Below are 25,320 nucleotides of genomic sequence, written 5' to 3'. Positions count from 1 at the left end.
AAAATTATATTTCTCATTTTACGTTATTCTTATTCAATCAACTTTTCCATTAATTTAGTAAACATTAAAAAGGAGTTTGCAGATGCAAACTCCTTACAAATAGTTAATTTCTAAAATCTAAATCCCAATTTATTAAATACTAATTTCTTTATTACTAGTTCTTTTAAATCTCCTCTTCGCTTTAACTATTAAGTCATCGAATAAAGTATATATTACAGGCACTATTACTAATGTAAGTAATGTAGAAAGGGTAAGTCCCCCTATAACCACAGTAGCTAGTGGAGCTTGGATTTCTGCACCATCTCCTATCCCAAGTGCCATAGGCACAAGTCCTAATACTGTAGTTAATGTAGTCATTAATATTGGTCTCAGTCTTGTAGGGCCTGCATTTAATATAGCTTCTTGTCTTTCTTCCCCTCTGCCTCTTCTTGTTTTTATGTAGTCTATTAAAACTATCGCATTATTAACTACTATACCTGCTAAGATTATTAGTCCTATAAATGCTGGTACATTGAAGGTTCTTCTTGTTATAAACAATCCAAAAATTCCTCCTGAAAAAGCTAGTGGTACAGAAAACATAATTGTAAATGGATGAATCAAAGACTCAAATTGGGCTGCAAGTATCATATATACAAGTATTACAGCCAATCCTAATGCAAGTATCAAATCACTAAAAGCATCCATCATTTGCTCATTTTCCCCACCCATTTCATAGGTGTATCCTTCTGGCATCTGAACTGAAGACAGCTTGCTTGAAATTTCATCTGTAATACTCTTTAAGTCTCTTCCATATATATCACTATTTACAGTAATAGTTCTAACTTGATTTTCTCTATTTATTGATGATGTTGATTGACTTATAGAAACATCTGCTATAAGCTCTAAGGGAACATTTATTCCCGTAGGTGTCTGTATAAGGACTTGTTTTAAATTAGATATACTTTCTGAAAATACATCATCACCTTTTATGATAACATCTAATTCATCTCCATCTATTTTATACCTCGTAGCTACCTTGCCATCCATCACTCCCTTTATTTGTGCTGAAAGTTGCGCTGCTGTAATTCCATACTGCGACGCTTTTTCCCTATTTATTTTAACTTGCACTTCTGGGGCTCCTTCAGTCAAGCTCAATTTTACTTCTCTTGTTCCATCCACAGATTCTATAACATTCTTAAAGTTATTTCCTATATTCTTTAGAGTGTTTAAATTATCTCCCTTTATCTTTATGCTAATTGCTGATCCGCTAGCTCCCATACTTGCAGAAGCTGCCTGAATATTAATTTTAGCTCCAGGTATATCCTTGACTAAATTTCTCACCTCATCTACTACATCAGCTGTACTTCTTTTTCGTTCTTTTAGAGGTACTAAGTTTACTGTAAGACTTCCCTTATTTTGCCCTGATGAAGTAAATGACATGGAGCTGCCTCCACCAGCATTAGAAAATAAAGATTTTATTTCATCTATATCTTTTATTTTGTTTTCAATAGTACTTAATGCATATTCTGAATCCTTAACTTTGCTTCCCTCTGGCAATTCTATGCTTACAGTAAATTGTCCTTCGTCTGTTGCAGGAAAAAACTCAAAACCAACGACTGCCAAAGATGCCATACTTGATATGAATGCTACTATTGTAATAATAACAGTTATCTTTCTGTGCTTTAATGCTCTAGATAATAACCCCTTGTATTTATTTTCTACAAATGCAAAGGCCTTATCAAATCCGTCGTAAATCTTGGAAAACAATTTGTTCTTACCCTCATGATGTTTTCCCTGATACTCGTCAACCTTTAGTAGTTTTGAAGATAACATAGGCACAAGTGTCAACGAAACAATTAAAGATGCTGTTAGAGAAAATGTAACAGTTAAAGCTAACTCCTTAAATATAATAGCAGTGATACCTTGTGCAAATGCTATAGGTAAAAATACAGCTACTGTTGTAAGCGTTGAAGCTATAACTGATATCATTACTTCTTGAGTTCCCTGTATAGCTGCATCAATCCTTGAGTATCCCTGTTGCCTAAATCTATATATATTTTCAAGTACAACTATTGAATTATCAACAAGCATACCAACCCCAAGTGCTAGTCCACCTAATGTCATAAGGTTTAAAGTGATTCCATTAAAGTATATCAGTATAAATGTTGAAATTATAGAAATTGGTATAGACGTTCCTATTATGAAAGTACTTCTTATATTTCTTAAAAATATGTAAAGTATAAATACTGCAAGTATTGCCCCTGTAACAGCACTGGTTGATACATTACTTATAGATTTACTTATATATTCTGACTGGTCAAATGCCTTTTCTATTTGTAAACTTGAGTATTCATTCTTTAACTTATCTATTTGCTTATTTATTTGATTTGCTATTTTCACAGTATTTGTTCCTGATTGTTTTTGTATACTAATATTTATGTTTTCTTTTCCATCTACCTTTGAAATAGAAGTTTTAGCTTTGTTTTGGAAAGAGATATCAGCTATATCTGAAAGATAAATTATTCCTCCAGTTTTTAAAGGTATCGGAACCTTCTTTATTTCCTCTAAATTTGTAAATTCTCCTATATTTCTTATAAATAATTCTTGGTTACCTTTTTTTACCGTACCGCCTGGTAAATTTAAATTTTCTGCTGCAAGTATTTGTGCAATATAATCAATGCTTAATCCATACCCCTTTAGTCTAGCTGCATTAGTATCTATTACAACTTCTTTTTCATATCCTCCTGATATACTTACAGATGCAACCCCTTCTATTCTTTCTAATGCTGGTTTTATGGTATCTTCTGCAAATGCTTGCATCTTTGCTAGATCATTTCCCTGTGATACTGAAAGCTGCATTATAGGCTGTGCATTAGGATCTAGTTTTAAGACGGTTGGGCTATTAGCTTCTGATGGCAGCATTCCTTTTACCATATCAACCTTTTCTCTCATTTTAAGAGAGGCAAAGTTCATATCTGTTCCAAAATTAAATTGAACTATTACTATAGAATTACCCTCTGAACTTATAGATGATATAGTATCTATATTTTCTACAGTAGCTACTGCTTGTTCTATAGGCCTTGTCACTAGCTTTTCTATTTCCTCTGATCCAACATTAGGATAGCTTGTGGATACAATTGCTACGGGATACTCGATATTTGGCAATAGATCAATAGATATTTTAGAAAAGGAGACAAACCCTAAAATTAGGACTATAAAAATACACATCAATGTTGTTACAGGACGTTTTACAGATAACTTTGATATATTCATTATTTAACACCTTCTACTACCTTTACTTTTTGATCATTTTCTACATAGTGCTGGCCTTTTATAATTACCTTATCTCCTTGAGCCAGCCCTGAAGTAATCTCTGCAAAATCTCCATTGTCTATTCCGATGGATACCTGTTTTTCTATTGTTTTATTATCTTTTACTATATAAACTACATTCTTATCTTCCTTTTGAAGTACGGCTTCACTATTTACAGTTAAAACATTATTTTTTGAATTTGTGCTAAACTTTATATTTGCAAACATACCTGCTTTGATAACATTATCTTTATTGTCTATTTCAATATTTATATCAAATAATTGAGTAGTAGAATTTGCTACAGGCGTTATAGTGCTTATTGTGCCCACAAATTCCTTATTATTTAGCGCTGAAAAATTAGCTGTTACCTTATCTCCGCTTTTTATTTTATTAATAATATTTTCTGTTACATTTATTTTCACATATACTTTACTTAAACTAGATATGGTAATTGGTGCCTGCATACTTGATGACATTTCACCTACTTCTATATTAAGGGCTGTTACAAATCCATCTAAAGGTGCTCTTACAACAGTATCTTCCAAGGCTTGTACCGCCTGCCTGTAGGACGAAGATGCCTGTCCCATCGCTGCTTGTGCTTGCTTTTGTGATGCCTGTGGTTGCTTGTATGCAGATTCTGCTTGAGCTAATTGAGACTTTAAAATTTGAAGTGAACTATCTGATGCAGCAAGTTCTGCTTGCTCATATTGAGATTTTGATATTATTCCTTCTTGATATAGCACTTTCATTCTTTCTAAATTAACCTTTGCATTTTGTATTTTTTCTAAGCTTGCATCATAATTCGCCTTTGCAGTCTTATAAGCTGCCTCCGCTGACGCTATCCCTGACTGTGCCTGTTCGATAGCTGCCTGTGAAGATTGCACTCCTGATTGTGCCTGTTCTACTCTAGCCTGCGCATCACCATCATCTAGAGTAAATAATATATCTCCCTTATTTACTCTATCCCCAACCTTAACTCTTATATTAGTTACCTTTCCGCCTAATTTAGGTGATACAGCTACTTCTTGAGTAGGTACTACCTTTCCACTAACCATAGTTATATCTTTTATAGTGTCCTTTTTTACAGAAGCTACTTGAACTGGAGTTAGGTTTACTTCTACATTTGCTGTAGACTTAGTATTATCTTTTCCTTTTGAACAACCTGTCAGTACAATAATGGCTGACAAAGTCAATAAAATACCTCTTAATTTCATTTTTCCCATTTACTAAAATACTCCTTCCAAACACATAAATGTAATTTTATCTATTATTTACACTGTCTATTATAAATAATGGCCCTATCTTTTACAATAAACATATTATCAATTTTTGTCTAAAATATTAAATTAATCCTTAAAGTTAAAGCTCTCACGGTATTCCATGAGAGCTTTAACTTTATTGTTATTACCATTTTAAACTTTATATCAATACGTTAGTTATATCCTACCAATCTCCTGAGGAACCTCCTCCACCAGAGCTCCCTCCTCCAAAACCTCCAAATCCACCGGAACTTCCCGAACTACCTCCACCGAAGCCTCCGCCACCAAAGCCGCCAGGGCCTCCTCTGCCGCCCCTTCCACCAAAGAAGGAACTCCAAAACATTAATTCTAATAGCGTTCTCGTTATTCTTCCTCTATTTAATAAGAAATCTAGAACTAAAAGCCCTATTATAATTCCTGGGACCTTGGATGTTCTTCTATCGGCATTTGAAGTAGTTCCTTTTAAATTTACAGGTTTATTTTTTTCTAATGTAACGTTATATTCTTTAGCCACAGCATCTGCAAAGGCTGAATAAGAATTCCTTATTCCTTTACTATAATCCCCAGCTTGAAAAGGAGGTTTAAATAGGTTTTCCATAATCCTATCACTTAGGGTATCTGGCACAGCACCTTCAAGACCTTTTCCTACTTCAACTCTTCTAAGTCTATCTTTCATGGAAATAAGAATTAAAAGGCCATTATTTTTCCCTTGCTGTCCTATTCCCCAACTCCTAAAAAGCTTATTTGCATAAGTTTCTATGTCGCTTCCTTCTAATGAATTTATTATAACTGTGGTAACTTGTGCCCCTGTTTTATCTTCAAGTTCCTTCCCTACAGATACTACATATGCTTTAGTTTCCTCGTCAAGCACTCCTACATAGTCATTTACATACTTTAAATTAGTTGGTGAGGGAAATTTTATTTCTGCACCTTGCACAGGTGCAGGCAGCAAAAAGAGAACCGCTATAATACATATTAAAAGCTTATATAATCTTTTCATACTTATTTGCCCATATCAAAATCTACTTTAGGTACTTCTCTTGAGCCCTCATCAATTTTATAATATTCTCTTTGCTCAAATCTAAATATAGAAGCTACTATAGACGCTGGGAACTTTCTTATACTTGTATTATACTCATCCACAGCTTCGTTATAATCTTGCCTTGCTATATTTATTCTATTTTCTGTTCCCTCAAGATTTGTAGTTAAGTCTCTAAAATTTTCGTTGGATTTTAATTGTGGGTATTGTTCTACAACCACTAAAAGTCTTCCAAGTGCTCCAGATAATTGACTGTCTGCATTAGCTTTTTCTCCTACAGATTGTGCTCCTCCAAGTTTGGCACGAGCATTAGCTATGTCGGTAAATATATCCTTTTCTTGAGTTGCATATCCCTTTACCGTTTCCACTAAATTAGGAATTAAGTCAGACCTTCTTTTTAATTGAGTATCTATATTGGACTCTGCCTTTTTAGCCTTTTGATCTAAAGTAATCATCTTGTTATAACTAGATATTACTGGTGCCACTAGAACTAAAATTACTGCCAGCACTATTAGTACAGTTTTCAAGGTTTTATTCATACTGCCATACACTCTCCTTTTTATTATGTTAGATTAATTATCAAGCATATAGCTATAGTTGTCAATTCTGCTATTTGTTAGCTTTTAGTTAATTTTACTCCTTTCTAGTCACTACATCAGTTTGGTACATATTATATTTCCCTTAATCAGTATATGTAATTCTCTTTAAAGTTATCATTATAATTATTAAGACATTAACTTAAACTCAATATGGTTTTAAAACTTTTTATAAATCCATACAACGTCTAAAAGCTTTTTTTGTGATAAAATAATAATATATAAAAATAAGGATGTGGTTGATAATGAAGGCTGACATTATTGCTGTGGGTACAGAAATTCTTTTAGGAGATATAATAAATACTAATGCTCAGTATCTTTCAAAATCTCTTGCAGATATGGGCATCTTTGTATACCATCAATCTGTAATTGGAGATAATTCAGAAAGACTCACCGAGGAATTAAAAACTTCTTTTAAAAGATCTGATATAGTAATAACTACAGGTGGACTTGGTCCTACTACAGATGACCTAACAAAGGAAGTAGGTTCTGCTTACTTTAATAAAAAATTAGTACTTCATAAGGAATCTTTAGATAAAATAGATGCTTTTTTTAAAACTCTTAATAGAACTTTAACTGAAAACAATAAAAAACAAGCTTATTTTCCAGAAGGTTCAATTGTACTTGCCAATTATCATGGCACTGCTCCTGGCTGCATTATAGAAGATAACGGTAAAATTCTTATCTTACTGCCTGGTCCCCCTAAGGAAAATAAACCTATGTTTGAAAATTACGTTGTTCCATATCTTAAAAAGTTTCAGCAGGGTATTTTAATATCTAAGACCTTAAGAATTTGTGGTATTGGGGAATCTTCTGTAGCAACTCAAATATCTCATATAATAGAAAATCAAACCAATCCTACTGTAGCTCCTTATGCAAAGGAAAATGAAGTTACTTTGAGAATTACCGCTAAAGCTTCAAATAGAGAAGAGGCATTTAAACTTATATCTCCTGTAGAAAGCGAAATACGTGATATTATAGGTGAGAATATTTATGGCGAAGGAGAAACTGCATTAGAAAACGTAGTAGCTCAAATGCTAATTGAAAAAAAACTAAGCTTATCTACTGCAGAATCCTGTACTGGCGGTCTTCTTTCAGGAAGGCTTATAAACTATCCTGGCATATCTGGAATATTTATGGACGGATGTGTTACTTATAGTAATGAAGCTAAGATGAAAAGGCTTGGTGTAAAAAAAGAAACCTTGGAAACTTACGGTGCAGTAAGCGAAAATACTGCAATAGAAATGGCTGAAGGAGTCGCAAGAACTTCTGGTACTGATATAGGCATTTCAATAACAGGCATTGCAGGACCAGATGGTGGGACAGATGAAAAACCTGTAGGCCTTGTATACATTGGGCTTTATATAAAAGGTAACACTTATGTGAAGAAATTAAACTTACCTGGCGACAGGCAAAGTGTGCGTGAAAGAACTGTAACTTCTGTATTGGATTTTTTAAGAAGAAAACTTTTATAGGTGCTAATAAGGGTAGAATTTACACATTCATTAAATTCCTACCCTTATTAGCACCTAGTTCCTTACCCCTAATTAACTGTTCCTTGCTATTCTTTTTACTTCATTTGCTACCGCTTCACATACTGCCTTGTTAAATACATCCGGAATTATATAATCATCTTTTAGTTCTTCATCTTTAACTATACTTGCAATTCCCTTTGCTGCTGCAAGTTTCATTTCTTCAGTTATTCCTGTTGCTCTTGCTTCTAGGGCTCCCTTAAATATTCCTGGAAATACTAAAACATTATTTATTTGATTAGGAAAATCTGATCTTCCTGTAGCTACTACTCTTGCTCCACCTAGTTTTGCTTCATCAGGCATTATTTCAGGTGTTGGATTTGCCATAGCAAATAGTATGCTCTCTTCATTCATAGTACTTACCATTTCTTTAGTTACTATATTAGGTGCAGAAACTCCTATAAATACATCTCTTCCTTTTATAATATCTTTTAATGTTCCTATTTCTTTTTCCCTATTTGTAACCTTTGCAATTTCCTGCTGTGCTGAGTTTAATGTTTCATCTCCCTCTACTAATGCACCCTTAATGTCACACATAACTATGTTTTGAGCCCCTGCATTTAATAAAAGCTTGCATATAGCGATTCCAGCTGAACCTGCTCCGTTTATAACTATTTTTGCCTTTGAAATTTCCTTACCAACTAACTTAAGTGCATTATAAAGTCCTGCCAAAACCACTATCGCTGTACCATGTTGATCATCATGGAATACAGGTATATTAAGCTCTTCCTTTAATCTCTTTTCTATATAAAAACATTCAGGTGCCTTTATATCTTCTAAGTTTATCCCTCCAAATACAGGTGATATAAGCTTTACAGTTTTAATGATTTCTTCTGGATCCTCACTATCTATGCATATTGGAAAAGCATCTATTCCTGAAAACTCCTTAAATAACAATGCTTTCCCCTCCATAACTGGAAGCCCTGCAAGAGGTCCTATATTTCCAAGACCTAAAACTGCAGTTCCATTAGTTACAACACCTATGGTATTTCCTTTTATAGTATATTCATATGCTTTTTCTTTATCCTCTGCAATTTTAAGACATGGTTCTGCAACTCCTGGTGTATATGCCAATGCCAAGTCTTGCCTATTCTTAACTTCTACTTTTCCTATTACCTCCAATTTACCCTTCTTCTCACTGTGCAATTTTAATGCTTCTTCCTTAATATTCATTACAACATCCCCTTTATGTAAATTTTAAATAGTTGAAACATTTTCTAAGTAATACTTGCAATATGGCGCTACAGGGCATATCTCACAATCAGGCTTCCGAGCTTTGCATATATTTCTCCCATGCCATATTAAATAATGATGAGTAATACTCCACATATCTTTGGATACATTTGTCATAAGTTCCTGTTCCACTTGTTCAGGAGTATTCCCATGAGCAATTCCTATTCTATTTGACACCCTAAATACATGGGTATCTACAGCAATTGCCGGAACACCAAATGCATTAGATAATACTACATTTGCAGTTTTTCTTCCAACTCCAGGAAGACTTATAAGCTGTTCCATAGTTTTTGGCACTTCTCCATTATGTTCCATTATTATAGATTTTGATGTCTCCAGTATGTTTTTGCTCTTATTTTTATAAAACCCACAGCTTCTTATCTTTTCACCTAGTTCCTCTTCTGTTAACTCTACCATTTTTTCAGGAGTATTATATTCCTTAAATAATTCACCAGTAACTACATTTACTCTTTTATCTGTGCATTGTGCAGATAAAATTGTAGCAACTAAAAGCTCATAAGGTGATTTAAAATTCAATTCACATTCTGCATTTGGATAAGTTTCTCCTAAAATTTCAATTACCTTATCTATATTTTCCTTTTCCAAATAAATCACCACACCTTTACTATTTATATATTCCCCTATAGTCCTCAGGTAGTAGCGCTGCTATACTTTTCATAAAACATGTAATTATTCTTTCTTCATAATCATGCTTATCTTCTTCCTTTTCTTTTAAAGGTATATCTATTGCTTTTCCTACATTTACATATACTTTTGCATGTTGAAATTTTTCACCGCCCATATCACTATCATTTATAGGCAAAAGCTTTTCTGTTCCATGCATTGCCACTGGAATTACTGTGGCCTTAGATAGCTTTTGAATTAAAACTGCCCCTTTTTTTCCTTCTATTAAACTTGCAGTTCTACTTCTTGTACCCTCGGGGAATATAAGTATATTATTTCCCGCTCTTAATGCCTTTATTATACTTGATAAGGCATCCTTATCAGCAGTATTTGGTTTAATTGTTATTGTTTTCGCAATGCTTATTCCAAGATTTGTTAATGGATTATTTGAAAGCTTTGCTCCTGCTACAAACGTTAAATCGTAATCCTTAAACACTTCCATCAAAACCAAAGCATCCGAATTACTTAAATGATTACATATAAAAAGTATAGGCTTTTTTATGTCTCTTAAATTTTCCATACCAGTAACCTTTATATGTGCATATTTATTCATGTATCTATTTACTATCCTTTTAGCTAAGAAACATACCATGCCCCTTGGCAATTTGGATATGATTTTTACAGCTAATGGAGAAATCATACTAGTTCCACCTTTCCTCAAAACAATATATTATAATTAAATTATAATTTGAAATGTTTTAAAAGTCTACAATAATAATCCTCAAGGTAAGGTGAATTAAAGGATATAGGCCCCTTATATTTTCTATTCTTCATAAGATGTATCATGGTATTTCTTGTAAGAATATTTTTTCCTCTCCAACCAGAAGAAGTACTTGCATATTTGGCCTTAAAGGCTTTATTATTTAAATTTAGAATTTCATCTTCATTTATGCTCTGCATATATTCAAAAGGTTTAAACTCATTTATATTAGATAATTCGGCATACCTATTAAAAGGACATAAGTCCTGACAGGTATCACATCCAAATATCCTTCCATTAATTTTATCAAACCATTCGTCTTCAATATGCTTTTTTTGAGTTATATAAGACAAACATATATTAGGATTAGTTTTTTCTTTATTTATACATTTAGTAGGACAAGCTTTTATGCATAAATCACATTCATTGCATCCACATTTTATAGGTGTATCCTCTTCTATAGACAAATCTGTTATTATTTCTCCTAAAAATACATAAGACCCATATTTCTTTGTAATTATCATATTATTTTTCCCAAGAAATCCTATACCACATAAATGTGCTATGTATCTTTCAGGCAATGCATTACTATCCACAAAATATTTAGACCTTCCCCCAATACTTTCTATATATTCACATATTCTTTTTAAATACATCGACACTACTTTGTGATAGTCCCCACCTCTAGTGTATTTAGAAAAGTATATATCTCGGCTTATCTCTTTGCTAAAGAGATAAGGAAAGGCAATTGAGATAATTGTCTTTCCTTCCTCCATATAAAGCATTGGGTTTATTCTGCTTTCTATATCTTCTATTTCAAATTCATTTTCCAATCCATCTTGCCTTCTAGATTCTAAGAACTCATGTAATTCATCAAACCTTCTAAGTCCTGTAAAGCCTATAGTATCTAGACCCAAGTTTTCACAAAATTTTATTATATTTTCTTTATAATTCATATTCATCTATAATCCCTTTATCTTGTTTCTATAATCATCTATTTTTATTATAGGATTATCATCACATTTTACAACTTTTGCAGGTATTCCAACCGCAGTACAGTTTTCTGGCACATCCTTTAAAACAACCGCATTAGCTCCTATCTTAGAATTTATACCTAATGATATTGGTCCTAAAACCTTAGCTCCTGCTCCTATAACTACATTACTTCCAACAGTGGGGTGCCTTTTTCCCTTATTTTTACCAGTTCCACCTAAAGTAACACCATGATACATTATTACATTATCCCCTACTTCTGCTGTTTCTCCAATAACTACTCCCATACCATGGTCTATAAATAGCCCTCTCCCTATTGTTGCTCCTGGATGAATTTCTATTCCTGTAAAAAATCTAGATATTTGAGAAATAAACCTTGCCATAAAAAACATGTTTTTCTTATAAAAAAAGTGTGCCATTCTATGATTTATTAACGCATGAATAGATGGATATAAAAGTAATACTTCTAATCTATTTCTTGCAGCAGGATCATTTTTTAATACAAAATCTAAATCGTATTTCAATTTACTAAACATAAATCTTTCTCAAACTCCTTTTACTAATCATATAGTCCTGTTGATAGGTACTTCTCTCCTCCATCTGGTGCTACAGTAACTACTTTTCTGCCAGCTCCTAGCTTCTTTGCAACTTTAAGTGCAATAGCTATATTCGCTCCTGATGATATTCCAACCATTATGCCCTCTTCACTTGCCATAAGCCTAGCATATTCAAATGCTTCTTCATCCGTTACAGTAATTACTTCATCTACAACACTCTCATCATATATTCCTGGTATAAAATTAGCTCCTATCCCTTGAATTTTATGAGGTGCAGCTTTTCCTCCTGAAATGAGTGGAGATTTTTCAGGCTCTATAGCTATGATTTTTATATCATTTTTTAATTCTTTTAGTTTTCTTCCTACTCCAATAATTGTTCCGCCTGTACCTACAGAAGCTACAAATGTATCAATATCTGGAATATCCTTTATTATTTCTTCTGCAGTAGTCTCATAATGTCTTTCTGGATTAGCTTCATTTTCAAACTGTTGAGGTATATAGAATCCTTCAGAATCTTTAACTAGCTCCTCCGCTTTTTCTATTGCGCCTTTCATTCCAAGCTTTCCATCTGTTAACACTAGCTCAGCTCCATAAGCACTTATTGTATTTCTCCTCTCAATACTCATTGTATCTGGCATAACAATTATAACCTTATACCCCTTTAACTTTCCTGCCATAGCCAGTCCAATACCAGTATTACCACTAGTAGGCTCAACTATAGTGTCTCCTTTTTTAATAAGTCCTAGTCTTTCAGCTTTTTCTATCATACCAAGAGCTGCTCTATCTTTTATACTTCCACCTGGATTATATTTTTCAAGTTTTACATATACTTCTGCTGCGTTCTTATCATTTATATTATTTAATTTTAAAATAGGTGTGTTTCCTATCATTTCTAAAGCATTGTTATATATCATATTAACATCTCCTTTTTATAATTTTAATTATGCATGAAGTTTATATTGATGTAAGATTATATACAAAAAACTTCGCCTCTAATTTATAGAGACGAAGTTATTATTCGTTATTCCACTCTACACAAAAAATTGTGTGATATATTCAAGCACATTATATGCTCTATCAATTTAACGGTTGATTCCGTTGCAGCCTACTTAATATTTCGGTGCAATACTCCAGAGGGCACTTCATATAAATCTTTATATAGAAATCCTCTCAGCATACTAGATTTCCTCTCTGTAAATTCAATTTATATTACTTTCCTCTTTCAATGTATTTCCGACTATTTTACTATGGATTATATAATATTATTATATTCTTTATTTTCTATTTGTCAACTATGTAATTTACGACATTTATGGACAATATTAATTCCCGAATATATATATATATATATATATATATATATCATCATCAATTCTTATCTACAAAACCTATGCTTTCCTATAATCTTTATTAATGGACGTGACCATATCCATCCGCTAGTTGCTGTAACAGGATTAAAGTAGTATACTGCTCCACCTGAAGGATCCCATCCATTTAATGCATCTATAGCGGCATTTACTGAACTTTGCTGCATTTGTGCATTTATTTGACCATCTACTATAGCTGTAAATGCCCCTGGTTGATAAATAACCCCCGCTATGGTTGATGGGAATCTCGAGTCTCTTGTTCTATTTAAAACTACCGCTCCTACAGCTACTTGCCCTTCATAAGGTTCTCCTCTTGCTTCTCCATTTATAAGTCTTGCTAAAAGCTGCACATCTTGATTATTGGTAGTATTTGTTGGTGGTTTTGGATTATTTCCATTGCTGCCCTGTGATGATGTGTTACTTTGTGAAGTTATATATATACCTAGAGCCTTTAAAGTAGCATCACCTACCACTCCATCAGCCTTAAGCCCATTCTTTTCTTGAAACTTCTTAACCGCAGTATAGGTTCCATATCCATATATTCCATCTACTGTACCATCATAATACTGCCAATTTTTTAACTTTTGTTGAATTTGGGAAACTCTATCTCCTTTTGAACCATAATAATATGTAATTACATCTAATGCCTTATTATAAGGTGTGAAATAGATGTATATACTGAAATATGCTATAAGTCCTACCATCATATAAAGTACAATTTTTCTGAAGCTTAAGTACTTCCTCATTACTGCGTCCTCCTTAAAAATTGTGTATATAAATATATTTTCTGCATATTTCCAAAAAAAATACTCATTAAATAGAAAAAAGCAGGCTTAATTTAGCCTGCTTTTTTAAACTTCTTTCTCCAAGTAGGAGCAAATATATCTTCTATTATATCGCTTATTATTATAATTCCACAAAGTTTTTCTTCCTCATCTACTACAGGTAATGCAAGCAAGTCATATTTTATGGACAATTCAACTGCTTCATTAATACTTTCACTATCTTTTATTTTAGCAAAGTCATTAACCATTATATCCGTAAGTTTCCCATCAAGGGGGGAAAGTATTAAATCTGTTAAGGAAACTGCTCCTTTTAACTTTTCATCTTTATCTATAATATATATATAATGCATAACTTCATGATCCGGCTTCATTTCCCTTAAAATTTCTATAGTTTCCTGAACAGTAATATCTATGTTAAACGCTATGAAATCCTTATTCATTATACTTCCTGCAGTTTCATCTTCATAGGTCATGAGTTCCCTGACTTCATCTGCATCTTCCTTTTCTAATGTCAAAAGTATCTTTTCTGCTGTTTCTTCATCTACCTCATCTAAAAGATCTGCAATTTCATCATTTGGCATACTATCTAATACCTCAGCTCTTTTTGTTTGACTCAAATTTTCTAAGATATTAGCTTGAATTTCTGGTTCAATTTCTTCTAATATATTTGCAGCTAAGTCTTCATCAAAACTTTCAAAAACCAAGCTTCTATACTTTGTGTCCATTTCTTCTAAGATATCTGCTAAATCTGCAGGATGAAGCTTTGATAGTTTTTTATATGGTACCGATAGCTTAAGATTATTATTTATCATCTCTAATGATTCCACATTATCCCACATAATAATACTATCTCCAGGTTTCCTATGGAAAAAATTATATGCCTTTTGGGCAATTACTTCCATATTCAGCCTTCTAGCTAGTGCAAGTATTCCTGTGTCTACTGCAATCACCCTATATTCACCTGCAATTTCTGCCATTCTAAGGTCATTAACTCTCACTACCTTTTTCCCATTTATATCTACTATCTGCTTATCTAAAAGATGCCTAGATAAGAGATACGAGTATGCTCTAGGAATTATTTCTCTGGCACCCTTTACTTTGGTTATCATTTTGCCATGATCATCTTCAATAAACTGAATTAATTTAAACTCATAATTGAAGATTTCCCCATCCTTTTTAATTTTATAGCCGATTGCCCTTGGCATACCATCTTCTGTGGTAACATAAATGTCCCATAGTTTCCCAATGTTATCTCCAAATTCATCATATACTTTTCTATAGAGAATTTTACTCAAGAAGAAACTTTCTACCCTTTTCATAATATTCCTCCTTCCTATGCAGAGGAATACCGTATTAGTATAAAGAGTCCTTCTTAAATCACCTTATAATATAGAAGCACGCCTCTGCATAGCACATATTTAATTTTTTTAAGTTTGTCCGACCACTACGAGGGCCACTTTCCATTTAAATTCACCACCTGATTACTTAATCAAAAAACAAAAAGAGCGCAAAGGCTCCCTAAAACAAACAAAAATAATTTTCGTTGAGTTTTAGCACTATATAGCATGAGGACAAAGTCCAGCTACGTTAAATAAAACCTTAATTCGGTAGTACTTGTTGACCCATTGGCATCTCTCGATGTTTCCGGGCAGCAGCGTATCTCTATATAGGAGCCTCACCTAACCTTAAATTTTAAATTTTATTATACTACTATTATATTACTAAATAAAGAATTTGCAACCATAAAATTTGATATTTCTTTAAATCTCCTTAATAAATAGCTTCACATACATTTGGATTAAAAAATCTACAGTTTTTATCTATTATTTACTGTTTCCTATGAATTATGTATTCAATTTATTAAGAAAATATACTTTTTTACAAATAATTCATTAAAATTCTTACTCCTTGTAAATTTCTAGATATTTCTTAAAATATGTTTACTACCTAACAAAATAGATTATAATAGTATAATTAGAAGGCTTTATAATATGTACACAATAAACTATAAAATTAGAATAGGAGTTTATTATAAATATGAATTTAAATAAAAATTTTTTACCTGTAAATAAACAGGATTTAAAACAACGAGGCATAAGTCAGCTTGACTTTGTACTTATAACAGGCGACGCTTATGTTGACCACCCATCCTTTGGCTCTGCTATAATAAGTAGAGTCTTAGAAAGCCAGGGATATACGGTAGGCATAATCGCTCAACCTGACTGGAAAAGTGCGGAGAGCTTTAAAGCTTTAGGAAAACCTAAATATGCCTTTTTAATAAATTCAGGGAATATTGATTCCATGGTTAATCATTATACTGTTTCTAAAAAAAGGCGCCATGATGATTTATATTCTCCAGGAGGTAAATCTGGCTATAGGCCAGACAGGGCTGTAATAGTATACTCCAATCGTGCTCGTGAAGCATACAAGGATGTTCCTATTATAATAGGAGGAATCGAAGGTAGCCTTAGAAGATTTGCACATTATGATTATTGGGATGATAAAATACGAAGAAGCATTTTATTAGATTCTAAAGCTGATTTATTAATATACGGCATGGGAGAAAAAATCATTATTCAAGTTGCAGATCTTTTAAAATACGGAATGGATATCTCTAAAATAAATAATGTTTTAGGTACTGTATATTCTACAAAAGATATAAGTTATTTAAATGACTTTGTGGAAATTCCTTCATTTGAAGAGTGCGTAGAAGATAAAAAATCCTATGCCGAGAGCTTTAAGCTTTCGTACTATGAACAAGATGCCATTCGAGGAAAAACTGTAGTACAAAAACACGGCGAGCAATATATAGTTCAAAATCCACCGCAAGTTCCTTTGACAGAAAGGGAAATGGATGAGGTTTATAACCTTCCATTTACCAGAACCTATCATCCAATGTATGAAAAAGATGGTGGAATTCCTGCTATAACAGAAGTTAAGTTTTCCATTACAAGTCATAGAGGATGCTTTGGTTCTTGCTCATTTTGTGCTTTAACCTTTCATCAAGGAAGGGTTATTCAAAACAGAAGCCAAGACTCTATAGTAGATGAAGCAACACTTTTAACTACTCTTCCTGACTTTAAAGGTTATATTCATGATATAGGTGGTCCTACAGCTAATTTTAGACACAGAGCTTGCAAAATTCAAGAAACTAAAGGTACTTGTAAAGATAGACAATGTATGTTTCCAACTCCGTGCAAAAATTTAATTGTAGATCATAGTGAATATCTAGGTCTTTTAAGAAGAGTAAGATCTCTGCCCAATGTTAAAAAGGTGTTCATTCGTTCAGGTATTAGATTTGATTATTTAATGCTTGACAAAAAGGATGATTTTTTCAAAGACTTATGTAAACATCATGTAAGCGGTCAGCTAAAGGTTGCTCCTGAACATATAAGTAACAAAGTATTAAAATATATGGGAAAACCTAATAATGATGTATACGAAAAGTTTATAAATAAATATAAATCTATAAATAAAAATTTAGATAAAAAACAATATTTGGTCCCTTACCTGATGTCTAGCCATCCTGGTAGTGACTTAAATGCAGCAGTTGAACTTTCACAATATATAAAGCAAATGGGATACATTCCTGAACAAGTGCAGGATTTTTACCCTACTCCTGGCAGTCTCTCAACTACTATATATTACACTGGAATAAATCCCCTTACAGGAGAAAAAGTATATACACCTAAAACTCAAAAGGAAAAAAATATGCAAAGGGCTTTGCTTCAATTTAAAATACCTAAAAATTATAATACAGTTAAAGATGCCCTTATAGCATGTAATCGTCAAGACCTTATTGGAAAAGGCGCCCATTGCCTTATTGGAGATAAAGAGCCTAAAAACTCATCAAATAAACGGAATATCAAAAATAAGAAATCAAAAAAACGCTAAAAATAAATGGATGCAGAATTTTTATTCTGTATCCATTTTGTTATTTTAATCTTGCCCTTATAAGTCCAGGTCTTTTTAAACTATGTTTTTCTTGATTTATATCAATGCCAAGCATTTGAATGCCTTCTTTTATACATTCAATTGTAAGAGGAAAATCTGGTCCTCTTTCTCCATCTATATCTGTAACAATATTTTCTTCTGTTTCTACCTGTAAATTACCTGTCTTAAAATACAATATACTTGTAGTATCTTCTAAGTGATCCCCTCTTATCATTTTTATAAACAGAGGTATCATATCTCTAATAGTTGCTGCCTTAATTATAATAACATCTAATAGGCCATCGTCCGTCTGGGCTTTATATGCTAATTTTAAATTTCCAGCTGTTTGTCCATTGAACACTAACATTAAATACATATCACCATCATAAGTTATTTCTTCCGAGGTTACTTTAACCCTTAGCTTTCTAAAATTAGGTATTTGTTCTATCCCTTTTACATAGTAAGCCAGCTTACCTAAGCTATTTTTTAAATTCACATCTGTTTTTTGAGATATATCTGTAAATAAACCCGTACTTGCTACATTCAAAAAATACTTATCATTAACTTTCCCTAAATCTACACCCTTAGGTTTACTATTTAAAATTTGAATGCAAGCTTCTTCTACATCTTGAGGTATGCCTAAATACTTAGCAAAATCATTTGCAGTTCCCACGGGAAGTATACCAATAGGTTTATTTATATTCAAGTTCCTCATATGATTCACTACATTATCTAAGGTTCCATCTCCTCCAGCAACCAATATGTAACTAAAACTCTCGTCTATATCATCAAAAGCTTTAGATAAATCATAGTCCATACTTATTCTATAAGGGACTATAGAATAGTTATATCTTTGGTGTATTTTTACGATATTATCCAGATCAGAAATTATTGAATTTTCACCTGAATAAGGATTATAAATAAATTTTACTTTTTTCATACTAGATCTCCTATTTTTTTAAATAACCCATACAGAATTATAAGATGTTTCCTTAATTATTATAGTATATATTTACCAAACCCACAAGATACACAAAGCTTGTGGATTTGGCTTTAAATGATAGTTAATAAATTTTTTTATTTTGTTACAAATTGCTTTTCTAAATGGATGCCTTATTATAACAAAGGTGTACTTGGTTCTGAGATATTACTTAAAGCCTCTCCTGCAGTTTCATTTGAACCTGATTCCACAGAAACGTCTCCTAAAGAAAGCATTCCTACCAAATTATTACTTTCAATTACTGGTAATCTTCTTATTTGTCTTTCACTCATTATTCTTGCTGCATCTTCTACATCTATATCACTTTTTATAGTTACAGGATTAGATGTCATTATGTCTCTAACTGTTTGCTTTTGAACATTCTCTCCTTCTGCTGAGGATCTTATAGCTATATCCCTATCTGTAATTATGCCTATTACCTTCTCTTCATTACACACCGGAAGAGATCCTATGTTATATTCCTTCATAAGTTGTGCTGCATGCTCTACAGTATCCTCTGGATTTAAACTTGCTACATTTTTTGTCATAATATCTTTTACTTTCATATCATAACACCTCCCGTCATAGTTTCTCCTGAATATTTATTTATAATACTATACTTTATATGATTTATATAAATCTAAACTTATTAGGATACTTGCTAGTAAAATATTGTTAAAATTATTAATTCATAAAAATTTTAATAATTTTTTTAAGTTTTTATTAATTATAAATTAGATTTGAGTTATAATATATAGTAACCGCATTTATATTATTGTATTTATTAAAAATTTTTAGGAGTTGATATTTTAATGAACAAAAACGCAGTCCCTAATATTTTTACTTTAAGTAATTTGGCTTTTGGGGTATTGTCTTTAATTATGACTTTTCAAGCTGATTATAAAATGGCCTCTCTATTTATTCTTATTGCTGGATTAATAGATAGATATGATGGTAGGGTAGCTAGATTTTTAGATGTATCAAGCGAGATTGGGAAAGAATTAGATTCATTAGCGGATCTAGTATCCTTCGGAGTTGCACCTTCTATATTAGTATTTAACTTATATAGCTTTTCAGAATTAGGACTTTTAGGTTATCTTTTATTGTTGATTTTCCCTATGTCAGGAGCATATAGATTAGCAAGATATAACATAACATCCTTTGATGGATTATTTACTGGTGTGCCTATTACTGCAGCCGGTTCCTTTTTAGCTCTTTATTCATTATTAACTATAGATAGAGTGGCGCAACCTATATTGCCAATAATCTTAGTGGTAATGTTCTCTTATCTTATGATAAGCAAATTAAGATTTAAAAAAGTATAAAAAAGGCTCATTGTAAGTTTTAAAAATTTACAATGAGCTATTCTTTTAGATTTAATTCTTCATCCACTTCTGTTTCAATATTTCTTATTTGAATTTTAGCCTTTATAACATGAGATTTTAATTTGCAGTAGTTCATATAATTACATCCACATACATCTAAAACATCTATAAGATCATCAATAACGAGCCCTAGTTCATTAGCTCTTTGTAGTGCTTTCTTTACATCATTTTTACTAGCTAATGCTATACCATTTAACTCTTGAGCACCTCCAATTAGAAGTCTATAAGAATTAGTAAACTTAGTCAGTAAATCCGCTAAATTATTAATATCTAAATAGTAATCTTGAACTACCTTTCTGTGAGACATAGTCACCTCTTAAATATTTTTCCTATTTAAGTATACTTAGTTAGCTAAAATTTTATTCCTCTGTAGGACTTATTACTTTGACACTCCCTATATAAGGAATATCTTTTATCCTTTGTACTATATTCTCTTCTACTATGCTATCTGTTTCAAATACCATAGTTGCATTTGCTCCTCTTTTACTTCTATATACCTTCATAAAGGCAATATTTATATTCCCTTCATATAGTAATGCAGTAACTTTAGAAATCATACCCGGAATATCTATATGATTTATTATAAGAGTAGGGTACGCCCCTGTAAATTCAATCTCTTCACCATTTACTCTAGTTATTTCAATATTTCCTCCTCCTACCGAAGAACCCATTACTTCTATTATAGCTCCATCATCCTTATGAATTATAAACTTTACCGTATTTGGATGGACATCTCCTAAATCAGCTTCATGGAATGTTATATCTATATTCTTATCCTTAGCTATTTTTATGGAATCCCTAAGTCTTTCATCCCACGGATCCATGCCAAGTATTCCAGCAACTAATGCTCTGTCCGTTCCATGTCCTTTATAAGTTTTGGCAAAAGAACCATGCAAGTAAAATTCCACAGACTTTATTCCCTTGCCTGCTATAATTCTAGCTATCTTTCCAAGTCTTGCTGCTCCAGCAGTATGAGAACTTGATGGCCCTATCATTATAGGTCCTACAATATCGAATACACCAAACTTTTTCATATTAAACCACCTTTTCTTTAGTACTTATAAAAACAACTTCCCCCTATAAATTCTCTTAAAATTGAATTTTCAGGTACAAAGCTCACGTCTACGTCCTTAAAGAAGTTTAAAAAGCTCTTAAGCTTTTGCGCCTGATAATAAACACTACTTTCAGGCTGTATTTTATTCAATTCACTTAAAGCAAATTTTTTCAGAACGCATAACTCATACACTAACGTTGAATTAAACATTACATCAGCATTTTCCTGGTATACAAATATATTTTTTTCTTCTCCCCTCTTTATGGAAGGCCACATTTTTAATGTTTCTTCTCCTCCATAGCCCCTTGATAAATAATCCCTTACAATTCTACGCATTATTCTAACATCCGTTGTAGATATTCTATTGTGATTATCAAGGTTTAACTGAGTAAGGGCACTTATATATATTTTAAATTTATTTTCAAAAGGAATAGATGCAGTAAGCATTTCATTTAATCCATGTATACCTTCTACTATAAGTATTCCATTGGGAGGAAGTTTAATTTTTTCTCCATTCCATTCTCTCTTTCCTTTTTTAAAATTATAAGTAGGTATTTCAACTTCCATTCCACTAAGTATTTGCTGAAGGTTCTTGTTAAAAAGCGCCAAATCAAGAGCAAATATAGATTCAAAGTCAAACTCTCCATTTTCATCCTTAGGAGTGTTATCTCTGTCTACAAAATAGTCATCCAGACCTAGCGGAACAGGAATAAGCCCATTAACTCTAAGTTGTATGCCTAGTCTTCTGGCAAAGGTTGTTTTACCAGATGATGATGGACCTGCAATTAATATAAGCTTTGTATTCTTTCTTTCACTTATCATATCTGCAATATATGCTGCCTTTTTTTCATGCAGTGCTTCTGCTACCCTTATTATATCTATCATTTCTCCTGATTCAACCTTATCATTTAATGATCCTACATCTGCTACATCTAATATTCTTCCCCATTCCTCTGTTTCTTTAAAAATTTTAGCAAGCTTTTTATGCTCTATCAACTCTGGAATCTTGAATGGATTTTCTTCTGTAGGGTATCTTAAAAGAAGACCTGGTTTATAATATATTAAATCAAACATTTGAATAACTCCAGTAGATGGTGCCATTTGCCCATAAAAGTAGTCATATCTTCCATCTAACTCATAAAGACTTACTTTTTCTAAATTAACGTGTTTTAAAAGCCTTATTTTGTCATCCATACCATAACTGCTAAATATTTTTATGGCTTCTTCCTTTTTAACAGTTACTTTGTTTATTACAATATCTAAACTTATGAGATCTTTCATTTTATCCTTAATCTTTATAATTTCTTCCTCATTTAAAGGGGTTTCTTTTTCTATTTCTCCATATATTCCCTTACTTAAGGAATGTTCTATACTTATTTTAGCATTGGGGAAAATATCTAATACAGCCTTTATAAGTATAAACTGAAGAGTTCTTATATAAGCCTTAAGCCCTATACTGTTTGTAATATCAATTACTTGAAGAGTACCACTTTCTTTCACAGGGCTATTAAGTTCATAAGTCTGATAGTTTATTTTTCCCAAAATGGCTGGAAGCTTAATATCACTTAAGTATTTATCTACTACAGATTTAATATCGGTACCTTCTTCTACAATCACATTCTTTGAGCCTGATAAATTTAATTTAAACTGTGCCATATATTATCCCCCTATATTTATTGTACTAATATTATACTTTAAATTTGTGAAAATTAATCTAACTTTACTAATAATTTTGAAATTTTTAAGAAAAAATATACATTATAGAGGGGTGATATTTTGTTTATAGTACTTATAAGAACTATTATATTATACTTTATAGTAATTATAGCTATGAGAATAATGGGTAAAAAACAAATTGGTCAGCTAGAGCCTTTTGAACTTGCTATAACTATAATGATTTCCGAACTAGCATCACTTCCAATGCAAGATACAGAAGTACCATTAATTCATGGAGTTATACCTATAATAACTTTAATAGTTTTGCAAGCTTCGCTAGTAATATTACAATTGAAAAGTGAAAAACTTAGAAATATAGTAAATGGGAAACCTAGTATTTTGATAGAAGATGGGCAAATAGATATCAATGAACTAAAACACCAAAAATTTAATATAAATGACTTGATGGAGGAGCTCCGTCTTCAGGGTTTTTATAATATCCAAGATGTTCAATATGCTATTTTAGAAACTAGTGGTCAACTATCTATTATACCTAAGACGGATTCTACTCCTGTTACAAAACAAGATTTGAATATTAAAACAAAACAAGATAGTCTTCCTATAACCTTAATTCTTGATGGAAAAGTAAATCATGAAAACTTGGAACTTGTTAAAATGACTGAAAATAAACTTTTGTCAAAACTAAAGTCTTCTGGAGTGAGTTCTATAGATGAGGTTTTTATAGCATTAATAAATTCTAAAGGAGAGCTTTATTATCAAAAAAGGAAGTGACTTTTATGAAAAACATATTCCTTCCCCTAATCTTATTTTTAACTATGATAAGTACAATGATTTATTCTATATTTTTTCTTTCAAACACTTGTACTTCCATGTCTGCAACTAATAGTAACCTAGAAAAACTTATTATAGAAGAAAAATGGGATGAAGCTAATATTACTGTAAAAAAACTTATGACTGAATGGAATACACACTCTAATAAAATATGTATATTCGTGCATCATCGAGAAATAGATAATATTCATAGTGAAATTAGCAAACTAACACAATATGTTAATTATCATAACAAAGATGAGTCTATGGCGAGCATTTATGCTATAAAATTTTTATTTGAGCATATACTTAATCTAGAAAAAATTAACACTCAAAATATATTTTGATATTTATTACTCATTTATAATATATATGCTACACTTCTTTCTCTAAATGCAAACATTGTGTAATATTTTATAATAATTGTAGCAAATTATTTTACCATGATTTATAATATATATAGTATAAATACAAATTTGGTATGGAAGGTGATATAAATGGCTTTAGTTACAACAAAGGAAATGTTTAAAAAAGCTTTTGAAGGGAAATATGCAATAGGTGCATTCAATATTAATAACATGGAAATAATTCAAGGAGTTGTAAATGCTGCAAAAGCTGAAAACTCTGCTGTTATTCTTCAAGTTTCTGCTGGTGCATTAAAATATGCTGGGCCTAAATATTTAAAACATATGGTTGATGCTGCTATTGAAGACACGGGTATTGATATTGCACTACATTTAGATCACGGTGCTAACATGGATCAAGTTAAACTTGCCATAGAATCTGGCTTTACATCTGTTATGTTTGATGGTTCTCATTATGATTATGAAGAAAATGTAAGACTTACAAAAGAAGTTGTAGAGTATGCTCACTCCAAAGGAGTTGTAGTAGAAGCTGAACTTGGTAAACTTGCTGGTGTAGAAGATGATGTTAAAGTTGCAAGTCATGAAGCTACATATACAGATCCTAACGAAGCAGTTGATTTCGTAAAGAGAACTGGAGTTGATTCCTTAGCTATAGCTATTGGAACAAGTCATGGAGCTTACAAATTTAAAGGAGAGGCTAAACTTGACTTTGATAGACTAGCTTCTATAACAGAAAAACTTGAAGCAGAAGGAATACACAACTTCCCAATAGTTCTTCATGGTGCTTCTTCCGTAGAACCTACTTTCGTTGAAATGTGCAATGAATTTGGTGGAGAAATTGCTGGAGCAAAGGGAGTTCCTAATGAAATGTTAAGAAAAGCATCTTCCATGGCTGTTTGTAAAATAAACATGGATACAGATTTAAGACTTTCGTTAACAGCTTCCATAAGAAAAGTTTTAGCACAAAATCCAAAAGAAATAGACCCAAGAAAATACTTAGGTGCTGGAAGAGAAGCTATAGAAGGTCTTGTTCAAAACAAAATTAAAAATGTTTTAGGTTCATCTAACAGCCTTTAATTTA

General features: G+C 32.0%; 23 protein-coding genes, 1 riboswitch and 1 other annotated feature. Of the genes, 6 read left to right on the top strand and 17 right to left on the bottom strand.

Annotated features, from left to right (window positions below):
* Positions 1–132: 132 nt before the first annotated feature.
* The 4 genes from BSD9I1_RS01305 to BSD9I1_RS01290 form a co-directional block, all read right to left on the bottom strand.
* Positions 133–3,252 (bottom strand): efflux RND transporter permease subunit, encoded by a 3,120-nt coding sequence (locus tag BSD9I1_RS01305; protein ID WP_186428791.1) that lies wholly within the window; start codon positions 3,250–3,252, stop codon positions 133–135.
* The gene (locus BSD9I1_RS01300; RefSeq protein ID WP_186428790.1) at positions 3,252–4,514 is read right to left on the bottom strand and encodes an efflux RND transporter periplasmic adaptor subunit; all 1,263 of its coding nucleotides are present in this window, start codon (positions 4,512–4,514) and stop codon (positions 3,252–3,254) included. The genes BSD9I1_RS01305 and BSD9I1_RS01300 overlap by 1 nt, the downstream gene beginning before the upstream one ends.
* A gap of 220 nt (positions 4,515–4,734) precedes the next feature.
* Entirely contained in the window at positions 4,735–5,550 is an 816-nt protein-coding gene (locus BSD9I1_RS01295) for a YgcG family protein (protein WP_035304818.1), read from the bottom strand.
* A 2-nt stretch (positions 5,551–5,552) separates the two neighbouring features.
* Complete coding sequence (locus BSD9I1_RS01290) at positions 5,553–6,128, bottom strand: LemA family protein (RefSeq protein WP_186428789.1); 576 nt, start codon at positions 6,126–6,128, stop codon at positions 5,553–5,555.
* 302 nt (positions 6,129–6,430) lie between these two features.
* Between BSD9I1_RS01290 and BSD9I1_RS01285 the strand changes: the two genes are divergently transcribed.
* Positions 6,431–7,660 (top strand): competence/damage-inducible protein A, encoded by a 1,230-nt coding sequence (locus BSD9I1_RS01285; RefSeq protein ID WP_186428788.1) that lies wholly within the window; start codon positions 6,431–6,433, stop codon positions 7,658–7,660.
* A 72-nt stretch (positions 7,661–7,732) separates the two neighbouring features.
* Here the strand turns inward: BSD9I1_RS01285 and BSD9I1_RS01280 are convergent, their stop codons facing one another.
* From BSD9I1_RS01280 to BSD9I1_RS01245, 8 genes are all read right to left on the bottom strand, one after another.
* Positions 7,733–8,890: an NADP-dependent malic enzyme gene (locus BSD9I1_RS01280; RefSeq protein ID WP_186428787.1), complete on the bottom strand. Its 1,158-nt coding sequence runs from the start codon at positions 8,888–8,890 to the stop codon at positions 7,733–7,735.
* 24 nt (positions 8,891–8,914) lie between these two features.
* Complete coding sequence (gene nth / locus BSD9I1_RS01275; protein WP_186428786.1) at positions 8,915–9,556, bottom strand: endonuclease III; 642 nt, start codon at positions 9,554–9,556, stop codon at positions 8,915–8,917.
* 19 nt (positions 9,557–9,575) lie between these two features.
* Positions 9,576–10,274 carry a 1-acyl-sn-glycerol-3-phosphate acyltransferase gene (locus BSD9I1_RS01270; protein WP_035304811.1) on the bottom strand — a complete coding sequence of 233 codons (699 nt, stop codon included), beginning with the start codon at positions 10,272–10,274 and terminating at the stop codon, positions 9,576–9,578.
* Positions 10,275–10,315: 41 nt separating this feature from the next.
* The gene (queG, locus tag BSD9I1_RS01265; protein ID WP_186428943.1) at positions 10,316–11,290 is read right to left on the bottom strand and encodes a tRNA epoxyqueuosine(34) reductase QueG; all 975 of its coding nucleotides are present in this window, start codon (positions 11,288–11,290) and stop codon (positions 10,316–10,318) included.
* 6 nt (positions 11,291–11,296) lie between these two features.
* Positions 11,297–11,863 (bottom strand): serine O-acetyltransferase EpsC, encoded by a 567-nt coding sequence (epsC, locus tag BSD9I1_RS01260; RefSeq protein ID WP_186428785.1) that lies wholly within the window; start codon positions 11,861–11,863, stop codon positions 11,297–11,299.
* Positions 11,864–11,886: 23 nt separating this feature from the next.
* Positions 11,887–12,798: a cysteine synthase A gene (gene cysK, locus BSD9I1_RS01255; RefSeq protein WP_186428784.1), complete on the bottom strand. Its 912-nt coding sequence runs from the start codon at positions 12,796–12,798 to the stop codon at positions 11,887–11,889.
* 84 nt (positions 12,799–12,882) lie between these two features.
* Positions 12,883–13,119, bottom strand: a binding site (T-box leader).
* 140 nt (positions 13,120–13,259) lie between these two features.
* Entirely contained in the window at positions 13,260–13,997 is a 738-nt protein-coding gene (gene sleB / locus BSD9I1_RS01250; protein ID WP_186428783.1) for a spore cortex-lytic enzyme, read from the bottom strand.
* A 92-nt stretch (positions 13,998–14,089) separates the two neighbouring features.
* Entirely contained in the window at positions 14,090–15,355 is a 1,266-nt protein-coding gene (locus BSD9I1_RS01245; RefSeq protein WP_186428782.1) for a magnesium transporter, read from the bottom strand.
* A gap of 209 nt (positions 15,356–15,564) precedes the next feature.
* A riboswitch (M-box (ykoK) riboswitch) is annotated at positions 15,565–15,730 on the bottom strand.
* 343 nt (positions 15,731–16,073) lie between these two features.
* On the opposite strand from BSD9I1_RS01245, the gene BSD9I1_RS01240 reads away from it, so the two are divergent.
* The gene (locus BSD9I1_RS01240) at positions 16,074–17,930 is read left to right on the top strand and encodes a YgiQ family radical SAM protein (protein ID WP_186428781.1); all 1,857 of its coding nucleotides are present in this window, start codon (positions 16,074–16,076) and stop codon (positions 17,928–17,930) included.
* A gap of 40 nt (positions 17,931–17,970) precedes the next feature.
* Here BSD9I1_RS01240 and BSD9I1_RS01235 read toward each other — a convergent pair whose 3' ends face one another.
* Complete coding sequence (locus BSD9I1_RS01235; protein ID WP_186428780.1) at positions 17,971–18,909, bottom strand: YegS/Rv2252/BmrU family lipid kinase; 939 nt, start codon at positions 18,907–18,909, stop codon at positions 17,971–17,973.
* Positions 18,910–19,085: 176 nt separating this feature from the next.
* On the bottom strand, positions 19,086–19,514 hold the full coding sequence (locus BSD9I1_RS01230) for a CBS domain-containing protein (protein ID WP_035304798.1): 429 nt from the start codon (positions 19,512–19,514) through the stop codon (positions 19,086–19,088).
* A gap of 246 nt (positions 19,515–19,760) precedes the next feature.
* Here BSD9I1_RS01230 and pssA point away from each other — a divergent pair, with 246 nt between their 5' ends.
* The gene (gene pssA, locus BSD9I1_RS01225; RefSeq protein WP_186428779.1) at positions 19,761–20,273 is read left to right on the top strand and encodes a CDP-diacylglycerol--serine O-phosphatidyltransferase; all 513 of its coding nucleotides are present in this window, start codon (positions 19,761–19,763) and stop codon (positions 20,271–20,273) included.
* Between the two features lie 37 nt (positions 20,274–20,310).
* Here pssA and BSD9I1_RS01220 read toward each other — a convergent pair whose 3' ends face one another.
* The 3 genes from BSD9I1_RS01220 to BSD9I1_RS01210 are packed head-to-tail and all read right to left on the bottom strand — an operon-like array spanning position 20,311 to position 23,043.
* Positions 20,311–20,640: a hypothetical protein gene (locus BSD9I1_RS01220; RefSeq protein WP_035304794.1), complete on the bottom strand. Its 330-nt coding sequence runs from the start codon at positions 20,638–20,640 to the stop codon at positions 20,311–20,313.
* 52 nt (positions 20,641–20,692) lie between these two features.
* Entirely contained in the window at positions 20,693–21,367 is a 675-nt protein-coding gene (gene sdaAB, locus BSD9I1_RS01215; RefSeq protein WP_035304792.1) for an L-serine ammonia-lyase, iron-sulfur-dependent subunit beta, read from the bottom strand.
* 17 nt (positions 21,368–21,384) lie between these two features.
* On the bottom strand, positions 21,385–23,043 hold the full coding sequence (locus tag BSD9I1_RS01210; protein ID WP_186428778.1) for a nucleoside kinase: 1,659 nt from the start codon (positions 23,041–23,043) through the stop codon (positions 21,385–21,387).
* A gap of 120 nt (positions 23,044–23,163) precedes the next feature.
* Between BSD9I1_RS01210 and BSD9I1_RS01205 the strand changes: the two genes are divergently transcribed.
* The 3 genes from BSD9I1_RS01205 (at position 23,164) to fba (ending at position 25,316) form a co-directional block, all read left to right on the top strand.
* A complete protein-coding gene (locus BSD9I1_RS01205) occupies positions 23,164–23,835 on the top strand; it encodes a DUF421 domain-containing protein (protein ID WP_186428777.1) in 672 nt (223 codons plus the stop codon).
* Between the two features lie 5 nt (positions 23,836–23,840).
* Positions 23,841–24,221, top strand: coding sequence for a DUF4363 family protein (locus BSD9I1_RS01200; protein ID WP_186428776.1), 381 nt, complete (start codon positions 23,841–23,843; stop codon positions 24,219–24,221).
* Between the two features lie 150 nt (positions 24,222–24,371).
* Positions 24,372–25,316, top strand: coding sequence for a class II fructose-1,6-bisphosphate aldolase (gene fba / locus BSD9I1_RS01195; protein WP_186428775.1), 945 nt, complete (start codon positions 24,372–24,374; stop codon positions 25,314–25,316).
* Positions 25,317–25,320: the final 4 nt, after the last annotated feature.

Source organism: Clostridium sp. BSD9I1, from assembly GCF_900185645.1.
Lineage (GTDB): Bacteria > Bacillota > Clostridia > Clostridiales > Clostridiaceae > Clostridium_AK.
Note: the sequence above shows the minus strand (reverse complement) of the source record. Positions and strands in the feature narration are given on the sequence as shown.

Coding starts and splice junctions, on each gene's coding strand:
- BSD9I1_RS01245 (WP_186428782.1), bottom strand. CDS start 15,355: ATGAAAAGGGTAGAAAGTTTCTTCTTGAGTAAAATTCTCTATAGAAAA.
- BSD9I1_RS01200 (WP_186428776.1), top strand. CDS start 23,841: ATGAAAAACATATTCCTTCCCCTAATCTTATTTTTAACTATGATAAGT.
- epsC (WP_186428785.1), bottom strand. CDS start 11,863: ATGTTTAGTAAATTGAAATACGATTTAGATTTTGTATTAAAAAATGAT.
- sleB (WP_186428783.1), bottom strand. CDS start 13,997: ATGAGGAAGTACTTAAGCTTCAGAAAAATTGTACTTTATATGATGGTA.
- cysK (WP_186428784.1), bottom strand. CDS start 12,798: ATGATATATAACAATGCTTTAGAAATGATAGGAAACACACCTATTTTA.
- BSD9I1_RS01295 (WP_035304818.1), bottom strand. CDS start 5,550: ATGAAAAGATTATATAAGCTTTTAATATGTATTATAGCGGTTCTCTTT.
- BSD9I1_RS01305 (WP_186428791.1), bottom strand. CDS start 3,252: ATGAATATATCAAAGTTATCTGTAAAACGTCCTGTAACAACATTGATG.
- pssA (WP_186428779.1), top strand. CDS start 19,761: ATGAACAAAAACGCAGTCCCTAATATTTTTACTTTAAGTAATTTGGCT.
- BSD9I1_RS01235 (WP_186428780.1), bottom strand. CDS start 18,909: ATGAAAAAAGTAAAATTTATTTATAATCCTTATTCAGGTGAAAATTCA.
- BSD9I1_RS01280 (WP_186428787.1), bottom strand. CDS start 8,890: ATGAATATTAAGGAAGAAGCATTAAAATTGCACAGTGAGAAGAAGGGT.
- BSD9I1_RS01220 (WP_035304794.1), bottom strand. CDS start 20,640: ATGTCTCACAGAAAGGTAGTTCAAGATTACTATTTAGATATTAATAAT.
- sdaAB (WP_035304792.1), bottom strand. CDS start 21,367: ATGAAAAAGTTTGGTGTATTCGATATTGTAGGACCTATAATGATAGGG.
- BSD9I1_RS01230 (WP_035304798.1), bottom strand. CDS start 19,514: ATGAAAGTAAAAGATATTATGACAAAAAATGTAGCAAGTTTAAATCCA.
- BSD9I1_RS01210 (WP_186428778.1), bottom strand. CDS start 23,043: ATGGCACAGTTTAAATTAAATTTATCAGGCTCAAAGAATGTGATTGTA.
- BSD9I1_RS01270 (WP_035304811.1), bottom strand. CDS start 10,274: ATGATTTCTCCATTAGCTGTAAAAATCATATCCAAATTGCCAAGGGGC.
- BSD9I1_RS01240 (WP_186428781.1), top strand. CDS start 16,074: ATGAATTTAAATAAAAATTTTTTACCTGTAAATAAACAGGATTTAAAA.
- BSD9I1_RS01290 (WP_186428789.1), bottom strand. CDS start 6,128: ATGAATAAAACCTTGAAAACTGTACTAATAGTGCTGGCAGTAATTTTA.
- BSD9I1_RS01300 (WP_186428790.1), bottom strand. CDS start 4,514: ATGGGAAAAATGAAATTAAGAGGTATTTTATTGACTTTGTCAGCCATT.
- fba (WP_186428775.1), top strand. CDS start 24,372: ATGGCTTTAGTTACAACAAAGGAAATGTTTAAAAAAGCTTTTGAAGGG.
- queG (WP_186428943.1), bottom strand. CDS start 11,290: ATGAATTATAAAGAAAATATAATAAAATTTTGTGAAAACTTGGGTCTA.
- BSD9I1_RS01285 (WP_186428788.1), top strand. CDS start 6,431: ATGAAGGCTGACATTATTGCTGTGGGTACAGAAATTCTTTTAGGAGAT.